At 57.9% G+C, this 25,106-nt stretch carries 18 protein-coding genes, 1 tRNA gene and 5 pseudogenes; 16 read left to right on the top strand and 8 right to left on the bottom strand.

Annotated elements, in window-relative coordinates; all coding sequences use genetic code 11:
• Positions 1 to 5: 5 nt before the first annotated feature.
• A complete protein-coding gene (locus AC6I8M_RS21500) occupies positions 6 to 1,460 on the top strand; it encodes an NAD-dependent succinate-semialdehyde dehydrogenase (RefSeq protein ID WP_010615821.1) in 1,455 nt (484 codons plus the stop codon).
• Between the two features lie 15 nt (positions 1,461 to 1,475).
• Positions 1,476 to 1,747 (top strand): annotated as a pseudogene (locus AC6I8M_RS21495) (barstar family protein).
• Positions 1,748 to 1,806: 59 nt separating this feature from the next.
• Here AC6I8M_RS21495 and yhcN (AC6I8M_RS21490) read toward each other — a convergent pair.
• The 4 genes from yhcN (AC6I8M_RS21490) to argR form a co-directional block, all read right to left on the bottom strand.
• Positions 1,807 to 2,073: a peroxide/acid stress response protein YhcN gene (gene yhcN / locus AC6I8M_RS21490; RefSeq protein ID WP_072216137.1), complete on the bottom strand. Its 267-nt coding sequence runs from the start codon at positions 2,071 to 2,073 to the stop codon at positions 1,807 to 1,809.
• Positions 2,074 to 2,176: 103 nt separating this feature from the next.
• Positions 2,177 to 2,443, bottom strand: a complete 267-nt coding sequence (locus AC6I8M_RS21485; protein ID WP_010615825.1) for a YdgH/BhsA/McbA-like domain containing protein — start codon at positions 2,441 to 2,443, stop codon at positions 2,177 to 2,179.
• A 90-nt stretch (positions 2,444 to 2,533) separates the two neighbouring features.
• Positions 2,534 to 2,797 carry a peroxide/acid stress response protein YhcN gene (gene yhcN, locus AC6I8M_RS21480; RefSeq protein WP_010615826.1) on the bottom strand — a complete coding sequence of 88 codons (264 nt, stop codon included), beginning with the start codon at positions 2,795 to 2,797 and terminating at the stop codon, positions 2,534 to 2,536.
• Positions 2,798 to 3,279: 482 nt separating this feature from the next.
• On the bottom strand, positions 3,280 to 3,750 hold the full coding sequence (argR, locus tag AC6I8M_RS21475; protein WP_010615827.1) for a transcriptional regulator ArgR: 471 nt from the start codon (positions 3,748 to 3,750) through the stop codon (positions 3,280 to 3,282).
• A 420-nt stretch (positions 3,751 to 4,170) separates the two neighbouring features.
• On the opposite strand from argR, the gene mdh reads away from it, so the two are divergent.
• Positions 4,171 to 5,106, top strand: a complete 936-nt coding sequence (mdh, locus tag AC6I8M_RS21470; protein WP_010615828.1) for a malate dehydrogenase — start codon at positions 4,171 to 4,173, stop codon at positions 5,104 to 5,106.
• Positions 5,107 to 5,152: 46 nt separating this feature from the next.
• Here the strand turns inward: mdh and mscM are convergent.
• The 3 genes and pseudogenes from mscM to rsgA form a co-directional block, all read right to left on the bottom strand.
• Positions 5,153 to 8,320 (bottom strand): annotated as a pseudogene (gene mscM / locus AC6I8M_RS21465) (miniconductance mechanosensitive channel MscM).
• A 17-nt stretch (positions 8,321 to 8,337) separates the two neighbouring features.
• Positions 8,338 to 9,234, bottom strand: coding sequence for an archaetidylserine decarboxylase (gene asd, locus AC6I8M_RS21460; RefSeq protein WP_010615830.1), 897 nt, complete (start codon positions 9,232 to 9,234; stop codon positions 8,338 to 8,340).
• A gap of 93 nt (positions 9,235 to 9,327) precedes the next feature.
• On the bottom strand, positions 9,328 to 10,377 hold the full coding sequence (rsgA, locus tag AC6I8M_RS21455) for a small ribosomal subunit biogenesis GTPase RsgA (protein WP_058948817.1): 1,050 nt from the start codon (positions 10,375 to 10,377) through the stop codon (positions 9,328 to 9,330).
• A 102-nt stretch (positions 10,378 to 10,479) separates the two neighbouring features.
• Here rsgA and orn point away from each other — a divergent pair, with 102 nt between their 5' ends.
• Positions 10,480 to 11,028, top strand: coding sequence for an oligoribonuclease (gene orn, locus AC6I8M_RS21450; RefSeq protein ID WP_058948816.1), 549 nt, complete (start codon positions 10,480 to 10,482; stop codon positions 11,026 to 11,028).
• Positions 11,029 to 11,267: 239 nt separating this feature from the next.
• A tRNA-Gly gene (locus AC6I8M_RS21445) sits at positions 11,268 to 11,343 on the top strand.
• A 433-nt stretch (positions 11,344 to 11,776) separates the two neighbouring features.
• On the opposite strand, the pseudogene queG reads toward AC6I8M_RS21445, so the two are convergent.
• Positions 11,777 to 12,927, bottom strand: a pseudogene (gene queG / locus AC6I8M_RS21440) (tRNA epoxyqueuosine(34) reductase QueG).
• Here queG and AC6I8M_RS21435 point away from each other — a divergent pair.
• The 11 genes and pseudogenes from AC6I8M_RS21435 to AC6I8M_RS21385 all read left to right on the top strand — a co-directional run bounded on the left by AC6I8M_RS21435 (position 12,926) and on the right by AC6I8M_RS21385 (position 25,067).
• Positions 12,926 to 14,341, top strand: a pseudogene (locus AC6I8M_RS21435) (NAD(P)H-hydrate dehydratase). The pseudogenes queG and AC6I8M_RS21435 overlap by 2 nt on opposite strands.
• A 3-nt stretch (positions 14,342 to 14,344) precedes the next feature.
• Positions 14,345 to 14,821, top strand: a complete 477-nt coding sequence (gene tsaE, locus AC6I8M_RS21430; protein WP_010618010.1) for a tRNA (adenosine(37)-N6)-threonylcarbamoyltransferase complex ATPase subunit type 1 TsaE — start codon at positions 14,345 to 14,347, stop codon at positions 14,819 to 14,821.
• Positions 14,818 to 16,473: an N-acetylmuramoyl-L-alanine amidase AmiB gene (gene amiB, locus AC6I8M_RS21425; protein WP_010618009.1), complete on the top strand. Its 1,656-nt coding sequence runs from the start codon at positions 14,818 to 14,820 to the stop codon at positions 16,471 to 16,473. The genes tsaE and amiB overlap by 4 nt, the downstream gene beginning before the upstream one ends.
• Before the next feature lie 42 nt (positions 16,474 to 16,515).
• A complete protein-coding gene (gene mutL / locus AC6I8M_RS21420; RefSeq protein ID WP_010618008.1) occupies positions 16,516 to 18,375 on the top strand; it encodes a DNA mismatch repair endonuclease MutL in 1,860 nt (619 codons plus the stop codon).
• Complete coding sequence (gene miaA, locus AC6I8M_RS21415; RefSeq protein ID WP_058948815.1) at positions 18,368 to 19,309, top strand: tRNA (adenosine(37)-N6)-dimethylallyltransferase MiaA; 942 nt, start codon at positions 18,368 to 18,370, stop codon at positions 19,307 to 19,309. Before mutL ends, miaA begins: the two co-directional genes overlap by 8 nt.
• Before the next feature lie 109 nt (positions 19,310 to 19,418).
• Positions 19,419 to 19,733, top strand: a complete 315-nt coding sequence (gene hfq, locus AC6I8M_RS21410) for an RNA chaperone Hfq (protein ID WP_010618006.1) — start codon at positions 19,419 to 19,421, stop codon at positions 19,731 to 19,733.
• 80 nt (positions 19,734 to 19,813) lie between these two features.
• Positions 19,814 to 21,013, top strand: a pseudogene (gene hflX, locus AC6I8M_RS21405) (GTPase HflX).
• Between the two features lie 79 nt (positions 21,014 to 21,092).
• Complete coding sequence (gene hflK, locus AC6I8M_RS21400; RefSeq protein ID WP_010618005.1) at positions 21,093 to 22,328, top strand: FtsH protease activity modulator HflK; 1,236 nt, start codon at positions 21,093 to 21,095, stop codon at positions 22,326 to 22,328.
• A 3-nt stretch (positions 22,329 to 22,331) separates the two neighbouring features.
• A complete protein-coding gene (gene hflC / locus AC6I8M_RS21395; RefSeq protein WP_010618004.1) occupies positions 22,332 to 23,336 on the top strand; it encodes a protease modulator HflC in 1,005 nt (334 codons plus the stop codon).
• 57 nt (positions 23,337 to 23,393) lie between these two features.
• Positions 23,394 to 23,594, top strand: a complete 201-nt coding sequence (locus tag AC6I8M_RS21390; protein ID WP_022548445.1) for a DUF2065 domain-containing protein — start codon at positions 23,394 to 23,396, stop codon at positions 23,592 to 23,594.
• 174 nt (positions 23,595 to 23,768) lie between these two features.
• Positions 23,769 to 25,067: an adenylosuccinate synthase gene (locus AC6I8M_RS21385; RefSeq protein WP_010618002.1), complete on the top strand. Its 1,299-nt coding sequence runs from the start codon at positions 23,769 to 23,771 to the stop codon at positions 25,065 to 25,067.
• The last annotated feature ends 39 nt before the right edge of the window (positions 25,068 to 25,106 follow it).

Here is a 25,106-nt window from a genome sequence, read left to right as displayed (position 1 = left end):
TAACAATGTCCACTTCCCTGCAACAACACGAACTGTTCAAGACCGGCTACTTCGCTGGCGGCCAGTGGCACACCGCCAGCAGCACCTTTGATGTCACCAATCCGGCCACCGGCGAGGTACTGGCGCAGGTGGCAAAAGCCGGGAAGGCCGAAACCGGGCAGGCGATTGCCGCCGCGCAGCGCGCCTTTCCGGCGTGGCGCGACAAAACGGCCAAACAGCGCAGCGAAATCCTTTATCGCTGGTACCAGCTGATAATTGAGCACAAAAGCTGGCTGGGCCAGCTGATGACCGCCGAGCAGGGCAAACCGCTGAAGGAAGCCGAGGGTGAAGTGGAATACGCCGCCAGCTTTATTCAATGGTTTGCCGAGCAGGCGAAGCGCGCCAACGGCGAAATTATCCCGCCGGCCAAAGCCGGTTCACGCATTCTGGCGACGCGCGAGCCCATTGGCGTCGTCGCTGCCATCACGCCGTGGAACTTCCCGATGGCGATGCTGACGCGCAAACTCGGCCCGGCGCTGGCGGCCGGCTGCACCGGCATTATCAAGCCGGCCAATAACACCCCGCTCAGCGCCTTTGCGCTGGTGGCGCTGGCACAAAAAGCGGGCGTGCCGGACGGCGTGCTGAACGCGGTAGCCGGCGACACGCACGCCATCAGCGACGCCATTATGGCTTCCCGCGCGGTGCGTAAAATCTCCTTTACCGGTTCCACCGCGGTGGGGAAAACGCTGATGCGGAACGCGGCCGAAACCATGAAGAAAGTCTCGATGGAGCTGGGCGGCAACGCGCCCTATATCGTGTTTGACGATGCCGATATCGACGCGGCGGTGCAGGGGGCTATCGCCAACAAATTCCGCAACGCCGGCCAGGTGTGCGTCAGCGTTAACCGCTTCTATATCCACAACGCGATATACGATCGCTTTGTGCATCAGCTGGCTGAGGCGGTAGGCAAACTTAACGTGGGCAACGGCGTGGAGCCGGGCGTGGTGGTCGGGCCGCTGATTGAGCCGTCCGCCGTGGAGAAAGTGGAGGAGCATGTCAAAGATGCGCTGAGCAAAGGCGGGAAACTGCTGGTGGGCGGCGAGCGCCATCCGCTGGGCGGCAACTTCTGGCAGCCGACGGTGATTGCCGATGCGCATGAAGAGATGCAGCTGGCGCAGGAAGAGACCTTCGGTCCGGTGGCCGCCTGCTTCCGTTTTGACGATGAAGCTGAGGTGATCGCGCGCGCCAACAATACCGAATACGGTCTGGCAGCTTACTTCTATACGCAGAATCTGCAGCGCGTATTCCGCGTCGCGGCGGCGCTGGAAGCCGGCATGATTGGAATCAACGAGTGCGCAGTCTCGACCGAGCTGGCGCCGTTTGGCGGCGTGAAAGAGTCCGGACTGGGACGCGAAGGATCGGTGCTGGGCATGGAAGAGTATGTGGAAGTCAAAGCGCTGCACCTCGGCGGTCTGGCGTAGCGAGAGGATGTCACCATGAGAACCGAGCGTTTCGACTTCAATGAAATCGTCGATCAGGCTCATTTCTACCGTCAGTTTTGCGAACGTTTCGCGCTGGCGGATCGCACCATTCACGATCTGGACGATCTGTGGGAAATGATCATCGGCGAGCAGATCCCGTTGCCGCTGGAAATTGCGTTCATCAATCTGGGGAAAGGGCAGAAACGCCGCTATGGTGTGCGCTGATATTGCTCTTCGATGAGGCAGAAGAGGAGCTGGAAGGCCAGCTCCGCTTTAATGTTCAGTAGCACAACCAAAAAGGGCCCCGGCAGGCGGGGCCAAAGGGTTCGTCAGAATTGACGAGGAATTATTTGTACAGCTCTGCAGTCAGGTGATAGCTGTCACCGGTGCGCGCTTCAATCACTTTATACGCGCTGGCACCCTGCTTATCGGCTTTCTGAGAAAGCTGAGCGCGATAATCCATGGGTGAGCCGCCTGTTACGCTAACGGTAATGGTCTGGCCGGTAGATTGCAGATTCTGCGCGGATTCATCCGTTACCAGTTGGGCTGCCGAAGCGCCAAAAGCGAACAGAGAAAGCAGCGTAGCGGTTGCGATGGTTGTTTTGATTTTTATAATTCGTCTCCTCATTAGAATCAACAACCTGCGGCACAAAGAGGGTAAGCGGGTCGCAGATCTTCTCCCGGCGACTGCATAACGCCGGATCGATAGTTAAAGATTATTTGTACAGTTCAGCCGTCACGTGGAAGGTGTTGTCCTGATTGTTCTCAATAATGCGGTAATGGCTGGCAGCCTGAGCATCGGCTTTCTGGGACAGTTCCTGACGGATATTGGTCTGGTCGCCATCGACGCCGCTCACGCTAATGGTCTGATTCAGCGGCTGCAGATTTTCTGCCTGGGTGTTGGTTACCAGGGTGGCAGCACTGGCGCCAAAAGACAGAACGGAAGCCAGACTCAGTACAGCGATAGATAATTTGGTTTTCATGATTCACTCTCATGAAATAAGGTGGGCAACCTGAGAGGCAAACGCCTCTCAAACGGGTCGCCATTCACACTGCATCTTGTTCCGGCAAACTTATTTATAAAGTTCCGCGGTTGCGTGGTAGCTGTTGTGGTTATAAGCCTCAACAACGCCATAGGCTTTAGCACCTTGCGCTTCAGCTTTGGCGTTCAGCTGCTGATGGATATCCATCGGTGAGCCGCCAATGCCGCTGACGCTAATGGTGCCGACCGGCTGCAGGTTCGCTGCCTGTTCGGCGTTGATAGAATCTGCGGCGAAAGCACCAAATGATAGGGCAGATAGAACACTCAGGGTGGCGATAGTAGTTTTAACGTTCATGGTATTTTTCCTCGTCTTCTGTTTTTCTCTTTTTGATTTCGTGTGATTTGCATCACGAAAAGAAGTATAGATCTAATCACCCATGAAATTAATATCTCGCTAATAATAATTGGTTGTAATTCTTTATCCTTATGGCACATTTTTATAACGCAAAGTTATTAAAACCGCCTGGATCTTAACCAAGAGAGTGTATTTCCATGCAAAAACAATGATCTGCATCAAATTATCTTTTTGTGCGAAACAATGTGGTTGATCAAGCTGGCTGTGCGCTAAAAGCAAGAGATAACCGCTAAGCACTAATTGTAAAATAGCGCAAAGGGTTAAGCAGGCGAAAAGGTCGTACCAATACTTTCCCGCATTGAGAACCCGGCGGAATATGGCTAAGCGGTTATTTTGTAAGATATTGGCGATAAAACAGCGGGAGAAACGCGGGCGGGCAGGTAAGGTTACCGGCAGGTGAACCGCCGGTAACAGACAGGGTTTTATAGTTCCTGTTCGAATAACATCAGCACGGCGTCATACAGCTGTTTCACCGTAAAGGCACGCGCTGGCGTAATAAAGATGGTGTCGTCACCGGCGATGGTGCCGAGAATGCCTTCGGCTTTGCCGAGGGAGTCGAGCAGGCGGGCGATCAGCTGGGCCGCGCCCGGGCTGGTATGAATCACTACCAGCGCATCGTTATAGTCGATATCCAGCACCAGATTCTTCAGCGGGCTGGTGGTGGTGGGCACGCCCAGTTCGGCAGGCAGGCAGTACACCATCTCCATTTTGGCGTTACGCGTGCGCACCGCGCCAAACTTGGTCAGCATACGAGAAACTTTTGACTGGTTGATGTTGCCGAAGCCGTCTTCCTGCAGCGCCTGGACAATTTCGCCCTGAGAGCTGAACTTTTCTTCTTTCAGTAAGGCTTTGAACGCCTTTATCAGATCGTCTTGTTTAGATGGGTTTCGCATAAGCTACCAATAAAAGAGGGTTGCAGCAGGCAACAGGCCCGTCGCAGATAAATTATTATGCATTTAGATGAATTTCTATGCAATAAGCGGATGCGTGAATTCACGGCATCCGCGTGTGGGGCAGGCATGATAACAGAGTTTTATCCTGCACCAAAATCGCGCGCTGGCGCGCAAAGCGAAGGTTGCAAAGTTGTTATATTATTGAAGTGGTAACAACAAAACGATGATCATTGCCGTCCATAGTCTTCTGGCTGCGAATGGATCATTCAGGCGACTTCTGAAGTGGAGATGTCTCGGGAGCCGATTGCGGCGTAATGTTATTGCGCGACAGGTGTGTCGCTATCGCCTGAGAAGTTGATTAAACTCGTAACCTGATGGATTTCCGGCATATCTCTGCCCCACCTTAATAAGGAGTTCAGGATGAAAGTTGCCGTTCTCGGTGCAGCTGGTGGTATTGGCCAGGCACTCGCTCTGCTGCTCAAGACTCAATTACCCGCAGGTTCAGCCCTCTCACTGTATGACATTGCCCCGGTGACGCCAGGCGTCGCGGTCGATCTCAGCCACATTCCTACCGCCGTGAAAGTAGAAGGGTTCAGTGGCGAAGATGCGACGCCGGCTTTGCACGGCGCCGATGTGGTGCTGATCTCGGCCGGTGTGGCACGCAAACCTGGCATGGACCGCGCCGATCTGTTTAACGTCAATGCCGGTATCGTGCGTAACCTGATTGAACAGGTGGCGACCACCGCGCCGAAAGCGCTGATTGGCGTCATCACTAACCCGGTAAATACCACGGTGGCGATTGCCGCCGAAGTGCTGAAAAAAGCCGGGGTGTACGATAAAAACCGTCTGTTTGGCGTCTCGACGCTGGATGTTATTCGCGCCAACACCTTTGTCGCTGCCCTGAAGGGCAAACAGCCTACGGAGATTGAAGTGCCGGTGGTTGGCGGGCATTCAGGCGTGACCATTCTGCCGCTGCTGTCGCAGGTCAAAGGCGTCAGTTTCAGCGACCAAGAGATCGCCGACCTGACGAAACGTATTCAGAATGCCGGTACCGAAGTGGTGGAAGCCAAAGCCGGTGGCGGCTCGGCGACGCTGTCGATGGGCCAGGCGGCTGCGCGCTTTGGTCTGTCGCTGATTCGTGCACTGCAGGGCGAAGCCAATGTCGTTGAATGCGCCTATGTGGAAGGCGACGGCGAGTACGCACGCTTCTTCTCGCAGCCGCTGCTGCTGGGCAAAAACGGTATCGCCGAACGCCGTCCGCTCGGGCCGCTCAGTGATTTCGAACAGCAGGCGCTCAACGGCATGCTGGAGACGCTGAAAAAAGATATCGCGCAGGGCGAAGAGTTTGTGAAGTAACTCGCGCGTAAAGAAAAAACGCCCGGCGCATGCCGGGCGTTTTGTTTTACAGGCCACCGGATTTGAAAGTCCGGCTGGCTGTCGCACCGTTGCTGGCGGGCGTTTTGCGCCCCAGCGTTTCCATCCGTACTTGGAACGGCGGGAACGGCATCTCAATTCCATGCTCTTCAAAGCCGCGCAGAATCAGCTGATGCAGCTCGTGGCGCAGCGGCATGCGATGGCCCATCTCCGCCGCGTGCACGCGCAGCTCAAACAGCTGAATGCCCTGCTGCAGATCCACCAGGAACACATCCGGCGCCGGCATATCCAGCACGTAGGTACAGCGATCGACCGCCTGCTTCAGGATGGTCGTCACCTCTTCGCTGTTAACATGGGCCGGTGCCGGAATAGTCAGCACCACGCGCGTCACAGAATCCGACAGCGACCAGTTGACGAACTGCTCGGTGATAAAGGCCTTGTTCGGCACAATAATCTCTTTGCGGTCCCAGTCGGTAATGGTGGTGGCGCGCGTATTGATGCGTGTGATGCTGCCGGTCAAATCGCGAATGGTCACGGTATCGCCGATACGAATCGGTTTCCCAAACAGGATGATCAGACCGGAGATAAAGTTAGCGAAGATCTCCTGCATCCCAAAGCCAAGCCCCAGACCCAGCACCGCCACCAGCCACTGCAGTTTTGACCACTCTACGCCAATGATAGAGAAACCAATCAGACCACCGACCAGCATCAGCGCGTATTTGGTCAGCGTGGTAATGGCGTAACCGGTGCCGGGCGACAGGCTGAGGTGTTGCAGCAGCGCCAGCTCCAGCAGCGCCGGCATATTGCGCACCAGCTGGGTGGTAATGATAAAGATCAGGATGACGATCAGCACGGCACCCAGAGTAATGGGCTGTACGCTCTCGACGCCCTGCACCGTGGTGCTGGCATCCCACAGTGGAATGTTGTCGAGGAAGCTGAATGCGGAGTGAATCTCAGACCACAGCACAATCACCGACACCAGCGCAATCAGCGTCAGAATCGAGCGGACCAGCCGCAGCGACTGCGCGCTGATCGCATCCAGATCGATAATCGGCTCTTCGACTTCCACAGTATCGGTGCTGACGGCGGACTGCTGCTCTTTTTCCTCTTTGCTGCGCGCGCGGTGGCCAGATAGCCAATGCAGGAGGCCAGCGCCGCCACCAGCGGGATGGCGATCATCAGGTTCCACAGGATCCGGTTAACGAAGTTGTCGCCGTCGCCCTCTTTATCTAAATAGAGCGGGATACCGGCGCGTTTCAGGCTGACGGTGACAATGCTCAGCGCCCCGCAGATCAGAATAAAGCACAGGCGCCCCAGCGTGGCGGAGAACTGCGTATCGTCGAGGTTGGCGAAAGCAATCAGCAGCATAATCAAGCGGTACGATCAGGCCGACCGTCAGCGAGTAGTAGCGCATGGCGCGCGCGACCCGCGCCTGCGGCCAGCGGAAGTGCACGACAAACAGGCCGTCAGGACGGGCAAAAACCGCGCTGATCATGAACGCCCACAGCAGCGGCAGGGTGGCAGTGATGCCATCGCCAATCGCCACGGCAAACGGGTAAGGCCAGGCGTGCTGCAGGCCAAAGCCGAGCGCGGCCCACAGCACCGGCAGCGGCACCGCGACCAGAATCGACCAGAAGACGGTGCGCAGCGTCAGGCTGAAGCGGTCCTGCGTCACCTTCCCCACGCGGCTGGCCGCGCGCGCCATAAAGGCGTTGTAGTGACGACGCGTGCTGATGCTGAAACCCACCAGCAGAATGGCGCCAATAATCGGCAGCACCGTTTCGCGGTTAGTGAACATCATCGCCAGCGCTTTGCCCAGCTGGCCCAGCGTGTCCAGCGACAGCAGGCGCGTCAGGTCGGTTGCCACGTCCAGCGGATATTTCAGGCCAACCGGGCTGACGTCGGCGGTCCAGAACAGATAGCGGTGCGTCGCCTCTTTGACTTCACTCAGCGCGTCCTGCAGCTGCGTATTGGAAACCTTCAGCTTGGTGATTTCCAGAATCAGCGTGTCGCAGCCGGAAATCAGTGAGTTCAGCAATTCACGCTGGGTTTTCAGCTGGGCATCCAGAATGCGCGTCTGTTCACTGGTGAACGGCGTGCCGTCCGCCTGCTTCTCTTTGCGCAGCGCCTGCTGGCGCTCCAGCAGATCTTCATAATGCAGCCGCTGCACGCGCAGCTGGCCCATTTCACTGTCGATCTGCTGGGATTTGGGCATCTCCGGCAGGCGCGCCACCTGCGCGCGCAGCGCTTCACCCAGCAGATTCGACACGCCCAGCCACTGTGACTGCTCGCGCAGCGTGCTCAGCGCCTGGCGCACCTGCAACGTCTGATTGGTGGCGAGACGCTGCTGCGAGGCCACCAGATCCATACGCTGCGCCTGCTGATTAAGATCGGCGGAGAGCTCGCGGTTAACGCGGAACTGATCGCTGATGGATGCCGGCAGATCGCCGCTGTTTTCCGCCAGCTGTTCGGTGCGCTCCAGCGCCAGTTCGGCTTCGCGCTGGCGCTGGTTGTTGAGCTGATTGCGCAGCGCCTGCAGATAGTTATCCAGCTGGGTCGCTTTGCGCTGATGCACGCCAGCTCCTGACGGTTATTGGCCGACAGCTGCGCCAGCTCCAGTTCATCTACCCGCGCTTTATTGGCAGCGCTCTGGTCTGACGCGCATAAATCTGCGCCTGTGCCAGCGGGGGGTGGCTGCGGCCGCCACGCCCTGTGCGCGCCGTTCGCTTTCGGTCATGGCGCGCCGCGCATCGGTCTGCTGCTGCGGCAGCTGCGACAGGGAATCGCTGATTTCGCGGGCGCGATCCTGCTCCTGCTGCGCCTGGCGGCTCTCCTCCAGCAGCTGGCTGCTGACCTGCAGGATCTCCTGATCCAGCTCGGCATTGCTCATGTTGCTGCGCACCGGCTTGCTGCTGTCGGTCAGCGTAGCGATTTGCTGACGCAGCTCGCGCGCCAGCCGCGGGAAATCATCGATCATCTGTTGATACTGTTTCGCCCGTTCCAGCGAGTCGTCGCGTTCGGACAGGAAGTTAATCGCCGCTTCCAGCGCCTGCACCTGTTCGGCCTAGCTGGGCGAGCTTTTAGCGGATTTCGCCGTTTCCAGATCCTGTTTCAGCTGGCTGGCGGGTGGAACGGTGGCGGCAAAGACGGTGCTGCTGAGCACCAGGCTCAGCAGCAGAAAAAGAGAGGCGCGCACGGCGGTGTTTCCCGGAATTAGTCGATTAGCGGAGCGCTGTCGCCGGGCTGCGGCAGGGCGATAGCCAGCGGCTGACCTAGGCGGGTTTTGCTTTCGGCTTCAAGGCTTTCAGCCAGCTTAACGCGGTTCGGCGCGAACAGGTTGATCACCGTCGAGCCCAGCTTAAAGCGGCCCATCTCCTGACCTTTCAGCAGCACGACCGCGCCATCATGATCGGCCGATAGGTAGCGCCAGCGTTTGATCACCCCTTCGCGCGGCGGCGTCACGGTGCCGGCCCAGACGGTTTCGATGCTGCCGACGATGGTGGCGCCCACGAGGATCTGCACCATCGGGCCGTGATCGGTATCGAATACGCAGATCACGCGTTCGTTACGGGCAAACAGGTTCGGAATGTTGCGCGCGGTCAGCGGGTTAACCGAGTAGAGATCGCCCGGCACGTAGATCATTTCGCGCAGGATGCCGTTACACGGCATGTGCACGCGGTGGTAGTCGCGCGGCGCGAGGTAAGTGGTAACGAACTCACCGTCGACAAATTTTTCCGCCAGATCGTCATTGCCGGCCAGCAGCGCTTGCAGCGAGTAGGTGTGGCCTTTGGCCTGGAAGATCTGATCGCCAGCAATACGGCCCAGCTGGCTGATGGCGCCATCGGCCGGGAAGGCCAGCAGCGAAGCGTCCGGATCGATAGGGCGTGCACCCTCTTTTAACGGGCGTACAAAGAAGTCATTAAAGGTGCGGTAGCTGCCGGTGTGCGGCTTGCTGGCTTCCGCCATATCCACTTTGTAGAACCAGACAAAAATGTCGATGACCGCTTTGGTCAGCCAGCCAGCGCGGCGGCTGGCGCCCCAACCGGCGAGTTCGGTCAGCGCTTTTTTAGGCAGAATGTGATTCAGGCCGAGTTTAAAACGATCAAACACCGTTGCCTCCTAACTTAATAACGTTTGGTTTACACAAAAGGGGGCGGATTGTAGCAGCGCCCCGGTCAGTTGGCGAATGTGCCGTTGTACCCGTTAATCTTCGCTGGCGGAAAAGTTTTTACGCGTTTTTACCTGCGCCATGCTCTCCAGAATACGGTGGTAGTTACCGAAGCGTGAAATGTCGATGATCCTGTTCTCCACCGCTTCGCGGATGGCGCAGCCAGGGTCGTTGTCATGCTTGCAGTCACGGAACTTGCAACCGCCAAGAAATTCACGAAATTCGACAAATCCCTGGGTAATTTGTTCCGGCTCCAGATGCCACAAACCGAACTCGCGCACGCCAGGCGAATCGATGACATCGCCACCGTGCGGGAAGTGATACAGCCGTGAGGCGGTGGTGGTGTGTTGGCCGAGGCCGGATACGTCCGACACATCACTGGTCAGGATCTCATCGCCTGCCAGGTCGAGGCCGAGCAGGTTGTTTAGCAGGCTGGATTTGCCCACGCCCGACTGGCCGGCAAAAATGCTGACCCGGCCGGTGAGCGCCGCTTCCAGATCCTTCAGTCCGTCTTTGGCGCGGCTCGACACCATCAGTACGCGATAGCCAATGTGGCGATAGATATCCATCTGCTCATCGACAAACGCCCGCGCGTCGTCATCCAGCAGATCGGTTTTATTCAGTACCAGCAGCGGCTCCACGCCGAGCGTTTCGCTGGCCACCAGATAGCGATCGATAATGTTAAGCGACAGCTCCGGCAGGATCGCCGACACAATAATGATCTGATCAATGTTGGCGGCGATCGGTTTCACGCCGTCATAGAAGTCCGGGCGCGTCAGCACCGTCTGGCGCGGGTGTACGGCTTCAACAATACCTTTGCCCCCGTTTTCGCCGGCGGCGCGCCACACGACGCGGTCGCCGGTGACCAGCGAGCGAATGGTGCGGCGGATATTACAGCGATGCACCTCGCCGGCGCTGTCTTCCACATCCGCGTGCATGCCAAAGCGGCTGATCACTACGCCCTCAGAGGCTTCACCAAACAGGCTGTCGTCCGGTTCCGGCTTTTCGTTCCGTTGCTGCAGACGACGCTGATGGTTAGCGCTGACGCAACGTTGTTGACCCTTCGACAATTTATTTTTGCTCACGCATCCTCTCACGCTTTCGCCAAGCTTCGCCCCGCTGGGCAAAACGTCTATGATACACCTTAATTCAGGCTAATGACGACTTTGGCAACAGGCGGGAAATGCATGACAGCGGGAAATGAAAACAATCTGATTTGGATCGACCTGGAAATGACCGGACTGGATCCGGAGCGCGATCGCATTATTGAGATCGCCACCATTGTAACGGACGCCAACCTCAACATTCTGGCCGAAGGTCCGGTACTGGCGGTGCACCAGTCCGATGCGCAGCTGGCGCTGATGGATGACTGGAACGTACGCACCCACACCCATAGCGGGCTGGTTGAGCGCGTGAAGGCCAGCCAGCATGACGATCGTGCGGCGGAACAGGCGACGATTGCGTTTCTGCAACAGTGGGTTCCGGCCAACACCTCACCGATTTGCGGCAACAGCATTGGCCAGGATCGCCGCTTCCTGTTTAAGTACATGCCGGAGCTGGAAGCCTATTTCCACTACCGCTATCTGGATGTCAGCACGCTGAAAGAGCTGGCGCGCCGCTGGAAGCCAGAGATTCTGCCAGGCTTTAAAAAGGCCGGTACGCATCAGGCGCTGGACGACATTCGCGAGTCCATTGCCGAGCTGGCCTACTACCGCGAGCACTTCCTGCAGCTGTAAACCGCCGCGGGTGCGCAGGAAAGCAGCAGTTTGCCGATTAAAACAGCAAACGCGCGCAAAGCGCAAAATTTTGCTTTGCAACGCTTGCGGCGGGAAGGATTTCTCGTATAATACGCACCCCGTACCGGTGAAGAATTTACAGCAGGTACGGAGCAGTAAAAGTAACAAATGTTCTGAATCAGGGATTTCAGTTGCGCTAAGGCGGTCAACGCCACAGTAAATTGAAAGACAATGATGATGCGGGAATAGCTCAGTTGGTAGAGCACGACCTTGCCAAGGTCGGGGTCGCGAGTTCGAGTCTCGTTTCCCGCTCCAGATTTTCATATTCACTAAAGTTATTTGCCCCCGGGCACAATCAAACATACAACTGCTGCAGTTGTTTTACCTGTGCGGTTCCGTTTGTTATCTGGAAATTTTGCACGCTGCGTGAGTACCTGTGATGTCTGCGTCTGTTGCAGTAATCTTACAGGTTATCCACAATGCGCCCGCAACGTGCTGACGGGGTTTTACCCTATCTGCAAAACCGTTTTGAACAGAGTTATCCACAAGCTCTGGACAAGCCCCTGCGCGCAAAATCCGACGTAAATGTTTATAGTTAGTATCTAACTCTATGTTTTTTTATTGAGTAAATCATATTCACAGACTGTGAATGCCCCTTTTAGACGAAATAACGATCCACGTCACTATTCGGTGAAATAATTTTATTCACAGCATGTGGAAAAGCATAATATCCTGCGCGATTGCTCAATCATGCATCACGCGGTAACCCTTTCTCGACGGCGCGCACCAGCCGCTGCTGCTGTGCCGATTGCACCTCTACCGCCTGCGCCGCGCGCTTTTGCCGCTGCTGCGCTATCGCCCAGTCAATGTGCTCATCCAGCAGCGGATGTTCACCGCGCCGCTGTTCTAATGCCGTGAGATTCGCGGGTGCCCAGGGCGCATTACCCTGCGCCACCGCCACGTTACGCAGCCAGCGTAGATGGCCGATGCGGCGAATGGCGGAGCCTTCCGTGACGCGCAGAAAACGGGCTTCATCCCAGCCGAACAGTTCGACCAGCTGCGGCGCGTGCAGCACCGCGCGCGGCGAAAAATCCTCTTCATCGGTCAGCTGACCATAGCGGTTCCACTGGCAGATCAGCTGGCAGTCGTCACAGCCGTAAATGCGGTTGCCGATCAGCGGGCGCAGCGCTTCGGGAATGGCGCCTTCCAGTTCAATGGTGAGATAGGAGATGCAGCGGCGCGCATCGACGACATAAGGTTCGACGATGGCGCCGGTCGGGCAGATGGTCATGCAGGCGACGCAGCGGCCGCACTGCTCTTGCTGCGGCTCATCCACGGCAGCGGTAGATCAATCAGCAGTTCGCCGAGGAAAAACCACGAACCGGCTTCGCGATTAAGCACCAGTGAATGTTTGCCGGTCCAGCCGAGTCCGGCTTTGACGGCAATCGGCCGCTCCAGAATCGGCGCGGAGTCGACAAACGGACAAAAATTGAGTTCGCCGCAGTGGGCCTGGATTTTTTCTCCGAGCTTTTTCAGTCGATTGCGCAATAATTTGTGGTAATCGCGGCCCAGCGCGTAGCGGCTGACATAACCCAGCTGCGGGTTTTTTAGCGTGCTGGCAAACGCGGCTTTGGCCGGAAGATAGTTCATGTGCACGCTGATCACGCGCAGCGTGCCGGGCAGCGTGCCGGGCAGCAGTTCATGCGGGCGGGCGCGCATCATACCGTGACGCGCCATCCAGTCCATCTCGCCGTGATACTGTTTCTCCAGCCACTGCTGCAGTTTCGGCTCTTCGGCGCTCAGGTCGGTATCGCAAATACCCACCTGCTGAAAGCCGAGTTCGCGCCCCCACTGTTTAATCTGTTGAGCGAGCTGTTGAAGATCGAGAGGGTATGACATGAGAGACCAGGCAATTGAAGCAAACGCACGCAGTTTACCACACTCTGTCTGGCCTGCGCAGGCCATGCCGCAACTGGAGTGCGACGCCGCCGATAGCTTGGGACTGACGCTGTATGAACTGATGCAGCGCGCCGGGCAGGCCAGCTATGAACTTATTCGCCAGCAGTGGCCGCAGGCGCAGCACTGGCTGATTTTATGCGGCCACGGTAATAACGGCGGCGATGGCTACGTGGTGGCGCGGCTGGCTGGCAGCGGGCGGCGTGATTCATGCCGCCGCCGCCACCTGGCCGGAAAACATCGACGTGATTGTTGATGCGCTGCTTGGCACCGGGCTGAATCGCGCGCCTGCCGCACCTTAATCAGTCGCTGATCGAACAGATCAATGCGCACGCCGCGCCGGTGTTTGCTGTCGATATCCCTTCCGGGCTGGTTGCCGCGACCGGCACCACGCCGGGGGCGGCGGTCGTGGCGGACTGTACGCTAAGTATGATTGCGCTGAAGCCCGGTCAGCTCACCGGTAAAGCGCGTGACCACGTCGGCGTGCTGCATTGCGCGACACTTGGCTTGGACGCGTTTCTGGCTGGCGAGCCGGCGCCGATTCATCGCTACGCCGCACCGGATTTACCGCGCTGGCTGAAGCCGCGTAAAGCTACCTCGCATAAGGGCGATCACGGCCGTTTGCTGGTGGTCGGCGGCGACAGCGGCACGGCCGGCGCGATCCGCATGACCGGCGAAGCGGCGCTGCGTAGCGGTGCCGGGCTTGTACGGGTGTTAACGCATGAAGATAATATTGGTCCGATTCTCAGCGCACGGCCGGAGCTGATGGTGGATGCCCTGAGCGACGCGCGGCTGGACGACGCGCTGGCGTGGGCGGATGTCATCGCCATCGGCCCCGGTCTTGGCCAGCGTGAATGGGCTCAAAAGGCACTGAAAAAGGTGGCACTGAGTGAAAAGCCGATGCGCTTAACCTGCTGGCAATCAATGCAGATAACCGTCAGAATCGCATCATTACGCCGCATCCCGGCGAGGCAGCACGCCTGCTCGGGGTGAAAACCGCTGAGATTGAGAGTGACCGCTTACACGCCGCGCAGGCCCTGGCAAACCGCTACGGCGGCGTGGTGGTGCTGAAAGGTGCCGGTACGGTAATTGCCAGCGAGGCGGGCGACATGGCGATTGCGGATGTCGGCAATGCGAGCATGGCGTCAGGCGCGGTATGGGCGATGTGCTGAGCGGTATTATCGCCGCCCTGCTGGGCCAGCAGGCCACCCTGTTTGACGCCGCCTGTGCGGGCTGTGTCGCGCACGGTGCTGCGGCCGATGCGGTAGCGCGACAGCGCGGGACGCGCGGCATGTTAGCCACTGATTTGTTCGCACTGCTGTGGCAGTTTGTTAATCCAGAGATGATCCAACAATAAAGCATGAAGACCTGTGTTATTCCTTTGCCCGATGAGGCGGCAACCCTGAATCTGGGTGCGCAACTGGCCCGCGTTTGCAGCAGCGCGGTGGTGATCTATCTGTATGGCGATCTGGGTGCCGGTAAAACCACCTTCAGCCGCGGCTTTTTGCAGGCGCTTGGCCATCAGGGCAACGTCAAAAGTCCAACCTATACGCTGGTTGAGCCCTATCAGCTGGGCGACCGCAGCCTGTACCATTTCGATCTCTATCGCCTCGCTGACCCGGAAGAGCTGGAGTTTATGGGCATCCGTGACTACTTCAGCGGCGATGCGCTGTGCCTGGTTGAGTGGCCGCAGCAGGGCGCGGGTGTGCTGCCAGAGCCGGATCTGGCACTGACGCTAAGCTACGTCGCCAGCGCGCGCGAAGCGGAAATCAGCGCGCATTCGCCGCTGGGCAATACGCTGCTGCAGCAGTTTCAGCAGTGCAGGGAACCGGCATGATGTCACGCGTTACCGGGATTATGCTCGCCCTGCTGTGTCTGTTCTCCTCGTCGGCGCTGGCCGCGACGCTATCGGATATGAAAGTCGATAACGGTGACAGCCAGGCGACGGTGACCCTGAGCTTCAACGGCCAGCCGGTGTATGGCTTCTTTCCGCTACACAACCCGAACCGGGTGGTGCTGGATATTCGCCAGAGCGGCAATATTCAGGGGCTGCCGCTCAACTTTAGCGGCGAAAACATCGTTAAACGGATTCGTAATAGCCAGCCGAAGGATAATCAGAGCATCCGGCTGGTGTTTGAGCTGACCCAGGCGGCGAAAACGCGCGCCAGTACGCAGCGCGACGGCAATCAGTACCGCGTGGTCTTCACCATCAGCGGCACCCAGCCTGCCAGACGCAGCACCGCGGCCGCACCGGTGACGCGTGCGCGCCAGAGCGACAGCGCTACGACCAGCCAGGGCAATCCGTTCAACGCCAATCCGGTGACGGCGGTGACCAGCAGCAACACCACGGTGCGTCCGGGCGGTGCCGTCAGCCGTGATGAGGTGATCGTGGCGATTGATGCCGGACACGGCGGTCAGGATCCTGGCGCGTCGGGCCAGCACGGCTTACATGAAAAGAATGTCACCATCGCCATCGCGCGGAAGCTCAAAGCGCTGATGGATCAGGACCCGATGTTTAAACCGGTGCTGACGCGTAACGGCGACTACTTTATTTCGGTGATGGGCCGTTCCGAGGTGGCGCGTAAAGAGAACGCTAACCTGCTGGTGTCGATTCACGCCGACGCCGCACCGAATCACTCTGCCACCGGGGCTTCGGTTTGGGTGCTGTCCAACCGCCGCGCCAACAGCGAAATGGCTAACTGGCTGGAGCAGAAAGAGAAACAGTCTGAGCTGCTGGGCGGTGCGGGCGATCTGCTGGCGAACAGCCAGGCCGATCCCTACCTGAGCCAGGCGGTGCTGGATCTGCAGTTTGGCCATTCACAGCGCGTCGGCTATGACGTGGCGGTTAAAGTGCTGCAGCAGCTGCGCGGCGTGACGCCGTTGCACAAGCGTCTGCCGGAACATGCCAGCCTCGGCGTGCTGCGTTCGCCGGACATCCCTTCTTTACTGGTTGAAACCGGCTTTATCAGTAACGCCGGGGAGGAGCGGCTGCTTGGCAGCAGCGCGTATCAGGAAAAGATTGCACAGTCGATTTACAAAGGACTGCGCAACTATTTCCTCGCGCATCCGCTGCAATCGGTCCCAAAGGAGGAAAACCGGCCGCTGGATCGCGCACCAGCGGTTAGCGTCGCCAGCAACCCGGCGACCGGCACCGTGCAGTACACCGGTGCTACCCAGCGCCATACCGTGACGCGCGGCGAGACGCTGTCCGGCATTGCCGCCCGATACGGTGTCAGCATGGCGACGCTGCGCGAGCTGAATAACCTGAAGCGCGATGTGGTGTGGGTCGGCCAGCGGCTGAAAGTGCCGGCCGGTTCCGGCGTCAGCACCGCGGCTAGCCGTCCGGCGCGGCACAAAGTGGTGCGCGGTGATTCGCTGACAGCGATTGCCGCGAAGTACGGCGTCAGCCCGAAAGCCATCATGCAGGCGAATAACATGAAGTCGAGCAACGTGATGCTGGGGCAAAATTTAAAGATTCCACAATCCTGATGAGGGGCTGCGCGCAGCCCATACCTGATAAGGATCACCACCATGCCAATACAGATTTTACCGCCTCAGCTGGCGAACCAGATTGCCGCTGGCGAAGTGGTTGAGCGCCCGGCCTCGGTCGTAAAAGAGCTGGTGGAAAACAGTCTTGATGCCGGAGCGACGCGCATTGAGGTCGATATTGAGAAGGGCGGTGCAAAGCTGATCCGCATCCGCGACAACGGCTGCGGCATTGCCAGAGATGAACTGGCGATGGCGCTGGCCCGCCATGCCACCAGCAAGATCGCCTCGCTGGATGACCTAGAGGCGATTGTCAGCCTCGGCTTTCGCGGCGAAGCGCTGGCGAGTATCAGCTCGGTGTCGCGCCTGAAGCTAACGTCGCGCACCGCCGATCAGCAGGAGGCCTGGCAGGCCTATGCCGAAGGGCGCGATATGGCGGTGACGGTCAAACCCGCCGCCCACCCGGTGGGAACCTCGCTGGAAGTGCTCGATCTGTTCTACAACACGCCTGCCCGCCGTAAATTCATGCGCACCGAAAAGACCGAGTTCACCCATATTAATGAGGTGATTCGCCGCATTGCGCTGGCGCGTTTCGACGTCGCCATTTCGCTGACGCACAACGGCAAGCTGGTGCGCCAGTATCGCGGCGTGACGCAGGAGGCGCAGCGCGAGCGACGTCTGGGCGCCATCTGCGGGACGCCTTTCATGCAGCACGCGCTGCGCATTGACTGGCAGCACGACGATCTGGCGCTGCGCGGCTGGGTGGCCGATCCGGCGGGGTCGCGTCAGGTTACCGACCTGCAGTACTGCTACGTTAACGGTCGCATGATGCGCGACAAGCTGATTAATCACGCTATCCGCCAGGCCTATCAAACCCAGCTCGGTGAGGATCAGCAGCCAGCCTATGTGCTGTATCTGGAGATTGACCCGCACCAGGTGGATGTCAACGTGCATCCCGCGAAGCATGAGGTGCGTTTTCATCAGTCGCGTCTGGTGCATGACTTTATCTGGCAGGGCGTGATGAGCGTGCTGCAGGCCAGTCGCAGCGCCGAATTGCCGCTGGCCCATGCCGAAGAGCCGCCGCCGCAGTGGCAGCCAGAGAACCGCCAGGCCGCCGGGGCGAATCACTTTGCCCAGCCGGCAACCGGCGCGCGCAGCGGTGGCAGCGCGGCATCCGGCGGCACGGGCGGCCAGTGGCAGCCAAAAGAGCCGGGCTATCGCGCGCGTGAAGGGGCGGTTTATCAGCAGCTGATAAAAACACCGGCGGCGGAGACGCCACGCGCAGCGGCCACTGAACCCGCGCCCGCGCCGCGCCCGGCACCAGCGCGTGAAGCGCCGCTGGCCGCCCATACGCAAAGTTTTGGCCGGGTGCTCAGCGTGGTGCGCGAGCGCTATGCGCTGCTGGAGTGCGGGGAGACGTTGCAGCTGCTGTCATTAAGCGTGGCGGCGCGCTGGCTCAAACAGGCCCAGCTGCAACCCGGCGAGGAGGGGCTCAAACCACAGCCGCTGCTGATCCCGGTACGGCTGAAAATCGCTCACGAAGAGTTAAGCGTGATTGATGCCCAGGCGGCGCTGTTAAGCCAGATGGGCATTGATTTACAAAGGAAAGGACAGCATGTGACGCTGCGCGCCGTCCCTTTACCGTTACGAACACAAAATTTACAAATCTTGATTCCAGACCTGTTAGGCTATCTCGCCCGGCAGCAAGAGGTTTCTGCTTCCGCTCTGGCCCAGTGGCTGGCTCGACGCGACGATGCGGCAGAACCTCACTGGAATCACTCGCAGGCGATCACGCTGCTGGCAGAGCTCGAACGGCTCTGTCCGCATCTGCTGAAATCGCCGCCTTCAGGTCTGTTACAGACCCTTGAGATTGAGAGCGCGCTAAACGCGTTGAAGCATGAGTGAACTGAACCAAGCTAGCCGGCCAAAGGCAATTTTTTTGATGGGGCCGACCGCCTCCGGTAAGACGGCATTAGCCATTGCGCTGCGTCAGCAACTTCCGGTGGAACTTATTAGCGTTGACTCTGCCTTAATCTATCGCGGGATGGATATTGGCACGGCGAAACCGTCGGCACAGGAGTTAGCGCAGGCACCCCATCGCTTGCTGGACATTCGCGACCCGGCGGAGAGCTATTCCGCTGCTGAGTTTCGTCGCGATGCGCTGGCAGAAATGGCGGAGATTACCCAAAAAGGTAAGATTCCGCTGCTTGTTGGTGGAACCATGCTTTACTTCAAAGCGTTGCAGGAAGGATTGTCGCCGCTGCCCTCGGCCGATCCGGAAGTGCGTCAGCGAATAGAGCAAATGGCGGCGGAAAAAGGCTGGGAAGCCCTGCACCGCCAGCTATGTGAAATCGATCCGGTCGCCGGTAGTCGTATTCATCCGAATGATCCGCAGAGACTTTCGCGAGCACTGGAAGTTTTTTTTATTTCGGGTAAAACTTTAACGGAACTGACAACAACGACCGGTGAAGCGTTACCCTACGATGTGTACCAGTTTGCTATCGCTCCGGCGAGCCGTGAACTGTTACATCAGTGCATCGCGTTGCGTTACGACCAGATGTTAGCGTCAGGTTTTGAAGCGGAGGCTCGGGCACTGTTTGCACGAGGTGATTTGCATACGGACATGCCTTCCATTCGCTGTGTCGGTTACCGTCAGATGTGGTCTTATCTGTCTGGCGAAATCGATTACGACGAAATGGTTTATCGGGGAATTTGCGCCACCCGGCAGCTCGCTAAACGCCAGATGACCTGGTTACGTGGCTGGCCCGACGTCCACTGGTTAGACAGTGACGCGCCAGAATTAGCGCGTAATGCGGTGCTTCAGGTTGTTAGTGCGTAGCAGGGATGATTGTGTACAATTGGTCCGTTATCGTGCGCAAATTTTTACGCAGTTTTCTGAACCATGGTTCACAAAGTAACAAACAACAAGCATATAAGGAAAAGATAGAATGGCTAAGGGGCAATCATTACAAGACCCGTTTTTGAACGCATTGCGTCGTGAACGTGTACCGGTTTCGATCTATTTGGTGAATGGTATTAAGCTGCAGGGACAAATTGAATCCTTTGATCAGTTCGTCATTCTGTTGAAAAACACGGTAAGCCAGATGGTGTATAAGCACGCCATCTCTACAGTGGTTCCTTCTCGTCCGGTTTCGCACCATAGCAACAACGCGGGCGGCAGCGGTGGCAGTAACTATCACCATGGCGGAAGCAACCAAGGCGCTCAGTCGCAGCCACAACAAGACGGCGATAACGCAGAGTAATTCTGCACGGCCGTAAAGCTAGGGCTGGGGAGCGAGTGCGTTTTCCCGTCCTGGTTATTTGATTTTAGCGAGGTGATAGCTTGTTTGACCGTTATGATGCCGGTGAGCAGGCCGTACTGGTACACATCTGGTTCTCCCAAGACAAAGAGCTGGAAGATTTGCAGAAGTTTGAAACTCTTGTCTCTTCTGCGGGCGTCGATGCGCTGCAAGTGATTACCGGCAGCCGTAAAGCGCCACATCCCAAATATTTTGTCGGTGAAGGAAAGGCCGTTGAAATTGCCGATGCGGTGAAAGCGAGTGGAACATCGGCCGTTTTATTCGATCATGCCTTATCCCCTGCTCAGGAACGTAATCTTGAGCAGGCTGTGCGAATGTCGCGTAATCGATCGCACCGGCTTAATTCTCGATATTTTTGCCCAGCGCGCCCGCACCCATGAAGGGAAATTGCAGGTCGAGCTGGCACAGTTACGCCAGCTTGCCACCCGTCTGGTGCGCGGATGGACTCACCTTGAGCGACAGAAAGGCCGTATCGGCCTGCGTGGACCGGGTGAAACCCAGCTGGAAACCGACCGTCGCTTACTGCGCGGCCGCATCAGCCAGATTCTGTCCCGCCTTGAACTCGTGGAAAAACAGCGTGAGCAGGGACGTCAGGCGCGTGCGAAAGCCGATGTGCCGACCAGCTGTTCGCCACGCTGGACCCGACGCTGCGCCGCCTCAACGTGACCGATGTCGGCGAAGTGGTGCTGGCGGATACGGTAGGCTTTATCCGTCACCTACCGCATGACTTAGTGGCGGCGTTTAAAGCCACCCTGCAGGAAACCCGTCAGGCGTCGCTGCTGCTGCACGTGATTGACGCCGCGGATTTGCGCGTCAATGACAACATTGACGCCGTTAACGAAGTGCTGGCAGAAATTGAAGCCGACGAGATTCCGGTGCTGCTGGTGATGAACAAGATCTATATGCTGGATGGCTTTGAGCCGCGTATCGATCGCGACGAAGAAAACCGGCCGACGCGCGTGTGGCTGTCGGCGCAGAGCGGTGCCGGTTTGCCGCTGTTGTGGCAGGCGCTGTCTGAGCGCTTAGCCGGTGAAGTGGCGCAGTATGAGTTACGTCTGCCGCCGGAAGCGGGCCGCCTGCGCAGCCGCTTCTATCAGCTGCAGGCGATTGAAAAAGAGTGGAATGAAGAAGATGGCTACGTAGGTTTGCAGGTGCGAATGCCGATTGTTGACTGGCGCCGCTTGTGCAAGCAGGAACCGCAGCTCGCCAGTTATATTGTTTGACCGTTGCCCAACTCATTTACCCCAAGACGTGCCCGGCACGTGGCAGAGTAAACTTATATACAATAAATGGAGTAAAGACATGGCGTGGAATCAGCCCGGAAATAACGGACAGGACCGCGACCCGTGGGGAAGCAGCAATAACCAAGGCGGCAACTCTGGGGGAAATAAAGGAGGTCGCGATCAGGGACCTCCTGATCTGGATGATATCTTCCGTAAGCTGAGTAAAAAACTCGGCGGACTGGGCGGTGGCAAACAGAGCGATAACGGCCAGCGCAGCGGCGGCAGCGGTGGCAAACTGGTTGGCATTGTAGCCGTGGCGGCAGTGGTCATCTGGGCAGCCAGTGGTTTCTACACCATCAAAGAAGCGGAGCGCGGGGTGGTTACGCGTTTCGGCAAATTCAGCCATCTGGTTGAGCCTGGCCTCAACTGGAAACCGACCTTTATCGATCAGGTGCGGGCCGTCAACGTCGAAGCGGTGCGTGAGCTGGCGGCGTCGGGCGTGATGCTGACTTCGGACGAGAACGTGGTGCGCGTGGAGATGAACGTGCAGTACCGCGTGACCGATCCCGAGCGCTACCTGTATGCGGTGACCAGTGCCGATGACAGCCTGCGTCAGGCTACTGACAGCGCGCTGCGCGACGTGATTGGCCGCTCGACCATGGACCGTATCCTCACCGAAGGCCGTACCGTAGTGCGTAGCGATACCCAGCGTGAAATCGACGAAACCATTCGTCCTTACAACATGGGTATTACGCTGCTTGACGTCAACTTCCAGGCGGCGCGTCCACCGGAAGAGGTCAAAGCCGCGTTTGACGATGCGATTGCCGCCCGCGAAAACCGCGAGCAGTACGTGCGTGAAGCTGAAGCGTACGCCAACGAAGTGCAGCCGCGTGCTAACGGCCAGGCGCAGCGTATTCTTGAAGAGGCGCGAGCCTACAAAGAGCGGACTGTGCTGGAAGCGCAGGGTGAAGTGGCGCGGTTCGCGCGTCTGCTGCCGGAGTACAAAGCCGCACCGCAGATCACCAAAGAACGTCTCTACATTGAAAGCATGGAGCGCGTGCTCAGCCATACCCGCAAAGTGCTGGTTAACGACCGTGGCAACAGCCTGATGGTGCTGCCGCTGGATCAGCTGATGCGTGGCGGCCAGGCAGGCGGCCAGAGCGGGCAGAACAATGCCAATCTGATGAAGTTACCGTCGTCATCGGGCAGCAATGCCGACCGCGGCGAAACTTCATCCTACAGTCCGGACAGCATCATGGATCAGCGTCGCGCCAATGCGCTGCGTAACGATACCCAGCGCGAAGGGAGGGAGTAATCGATGCGTAAGCCAATCATCGCCGTAATTATTGTTGTTGTTGTGGTGCTGTACGCCTCACTGTTCGTGGTGCAGGAAGGCCAGCGCGGTATCGTGCTGCGCTTTGGTAAAGTGCTGCGTGATGATGAGAACAAGCCGCAGGTGTACGCACCGGGTCTGCACTTCAAGATTCCGTTTATCGAAACCGTGAAGTCGCTGGATGCGCGCATCCAGACCATGGATAACCAGGCCGATCGTTTCGTCACCAAAGAGAAGAAAGACCTGATTGTTGACTCTTACATTAAGTGGCGCATCAGCGATTTCAGCCGTTACTACCTTGCGACCGGCGGTGGCGATGTATCTCAGGCGGAAGTACTGCTGAAACGTAAGTTCAGCGACCGTCTGCGTTCAGAAATGGGCCGTCTTGATGTGAAAGACATCGTCACCGACTCGCGTGGCCGTCTGACCACCGACGTGCGCGATGCGCTGAACACCGGCAGTGCCGGCAATGACGACGAAGTGCAGACGCCAGCCGCTGACGATGCGATTGCCAGCGCGGCTGCCCGCGTTGAGCGTGAGACCAACAGCAATGAGCCGGCGCCAAACCAGAACAGTATGGCGGCGCTGGGTATTCAGGTGGTCGACGTGCGCATCAAGCAGATCAACCTGCCGAGCGAAGTGTCGGACGCGATCTACAACCGTATGCGCGCCGAGCGTGAAGCGGTAGCACGTAGCCAGCGTTCGCAGGGTCAGGAAGAGGCGGAAAAACTGCGCGCCCAGGCCGATTATCAGGTAACCCGTACGCTGGCAGAAGCGCAGCGTCAGGCGCTGATCAGCCGTGGTTCAGGGGATGGTGAAGCGGCCAAGCTGTTCGCCGATGCCTTCAGCCAGGATCCTGATTTCTACGCCTTTATCCGCAGCCTGCGTGCCTATGAGAACAGCTTCGCGGACAATCAGGACGTGATGGTGCTGAGCCCGGATAGCGATTTCTTCCGCTATATGAAGGCGCCAACTAACGTCTCGCGTTAATAACTGTTATAACCTTGAGGCCGACACTGATGTCGGCCTTTTTTTTGGGAAAACAGAATGAACACAACCGTCTGGATGGCGCTGGCTTTGGTGCTGGTGCTGGAGGGATTAGGACCGATGCTGCTGCCGCGCCTGTGGCGTCGCATGATTCTGGCGATGACGCAGTTACCGGACCGTATACTGCACCGTTTTGGCGGCGGACTGGTGGTGGCGGGCGTGGTGATTTACGCCATGCTGAGCGCACACGGGAATGGCTGAGCATAAATCTGCGCGCTACCGCACGGCTAAATTGTGTCTGCTGCAGAGCATTGCCCCCAACATGTTGTAGTGATCAAAACTCAGGCAAAAACAGTGCAATCGTATGCTAAAAGTGCTGAAAGAGTGAAAATCCGATGGTAGAATCCATTTTTAAGCAATCGGTGATTTTAGAAAATGGGTAAGAACGTCGTAGTACTGGGCACCCAATGGGGTGATGAAGGTAAAGGTAAGATCGTAGACCTTCTGACTGAACGCGCGAAATATGTTGTGCGTTACCAGGGTGGCCACAATGCAGGCCATACACTTGTCATCAACGGTGAGAAAACCGTCCTCCACTTAATTCCCTCTGGCATCCTGCGTGAAAACGTCACCAGCATCATTGGTAATGGTGTTGTGCTGTCGCCTGAAGCCCTGATGAAAGAGATGAACGGTCTGGAAGCGCGCGGTGTGCCGGTACGTGAACGTCTGCTGATCTCTGAAGCTTGTCTGCTGATTCTGCAATACCATGTGGCGATGGACTTGGCGCGTGAAAAAGCGCGCGGTGCCAAAGCTATCGGTACCACCGGTCGTGGTATCGGCCCAGCCTACGAAGATAAAGTTGCCCGTCGCGGTCTGCGCGTCAGCGACCTGTTCAACAAAGAAACCTTCGCCGTGAAGCTGAAAGAGATCGTTGATTTCTACAACTTCCAGCTGGTGAACTACTACAAAGAAGATGCAGTAGACTACGATAAAGTGCTGAGCGATGTGCTGGCGGTGGCCGACATCCTGACCGGCATGGTAGTTGACGTGTCTGAACTGCTCGACGGCGCGCGTAAGCGTGGCGACCTGATCATGTTCGAAGGCGCACAGGGTACGCTGCTGGATATCGACCACGGTACGTATCCGTACGTGACTTCGTCCAACACTACTGCCGGTGGCGTGGCGACCGGTTCAGGTATCGGTCCGCGTTACGTGGATTACGTGCTGGGCATCGTCAAAGCTTACTCCACCCGCGTCGGTGCCGGTCCATTCCCGACCGAACTGTTTGATGAAACCGGCGAGTTCCTGTGTGAGAAAGGTAACGAGTTCGGTGCCACCACAGGCCGTCGTCGTCGTACCGGCTGGCTGGATGCGGTTGCAGTGCGCCGCGCGGTGCAGATCAACTCCCTGTCCGGCTTCTGCATGACCAAACTGGATGTGCTGGATGGTCTGAAAGAGGTGAAAATCTGCGTTGGTTACCGCATGCCGGATGGCTGCGAAATGACTACCACGCCGCTGGCGGCAGAAGGCTGGGAAGGCATCGAGCCGATTTATGAAACTCTGCCGGGCTGGAGTGAAAACACCTTTGGTGTTAAAACACTGGAAGGCCTGCCGCAGGCAGCACGTGATTACATCAAACGTGTTGAAGAAGTGACTGGCGTGCCGATTGATATTATTTCAACCGGTCCCGACCGTAGTGAGACCATGATTCTGCGCGATCCGTTTGACGCTTAATCACGTTTTGCAGGCCGGACACTGTCCGGCCTTCGTTTA

The organism is Type-A symbiont of Plautia stali (assembly GCF_059731155.1).
Note: the sequence above shows the minus strand (reverse complement) of the source record. Positions and strands in the feature narration are given on the sequence as shown.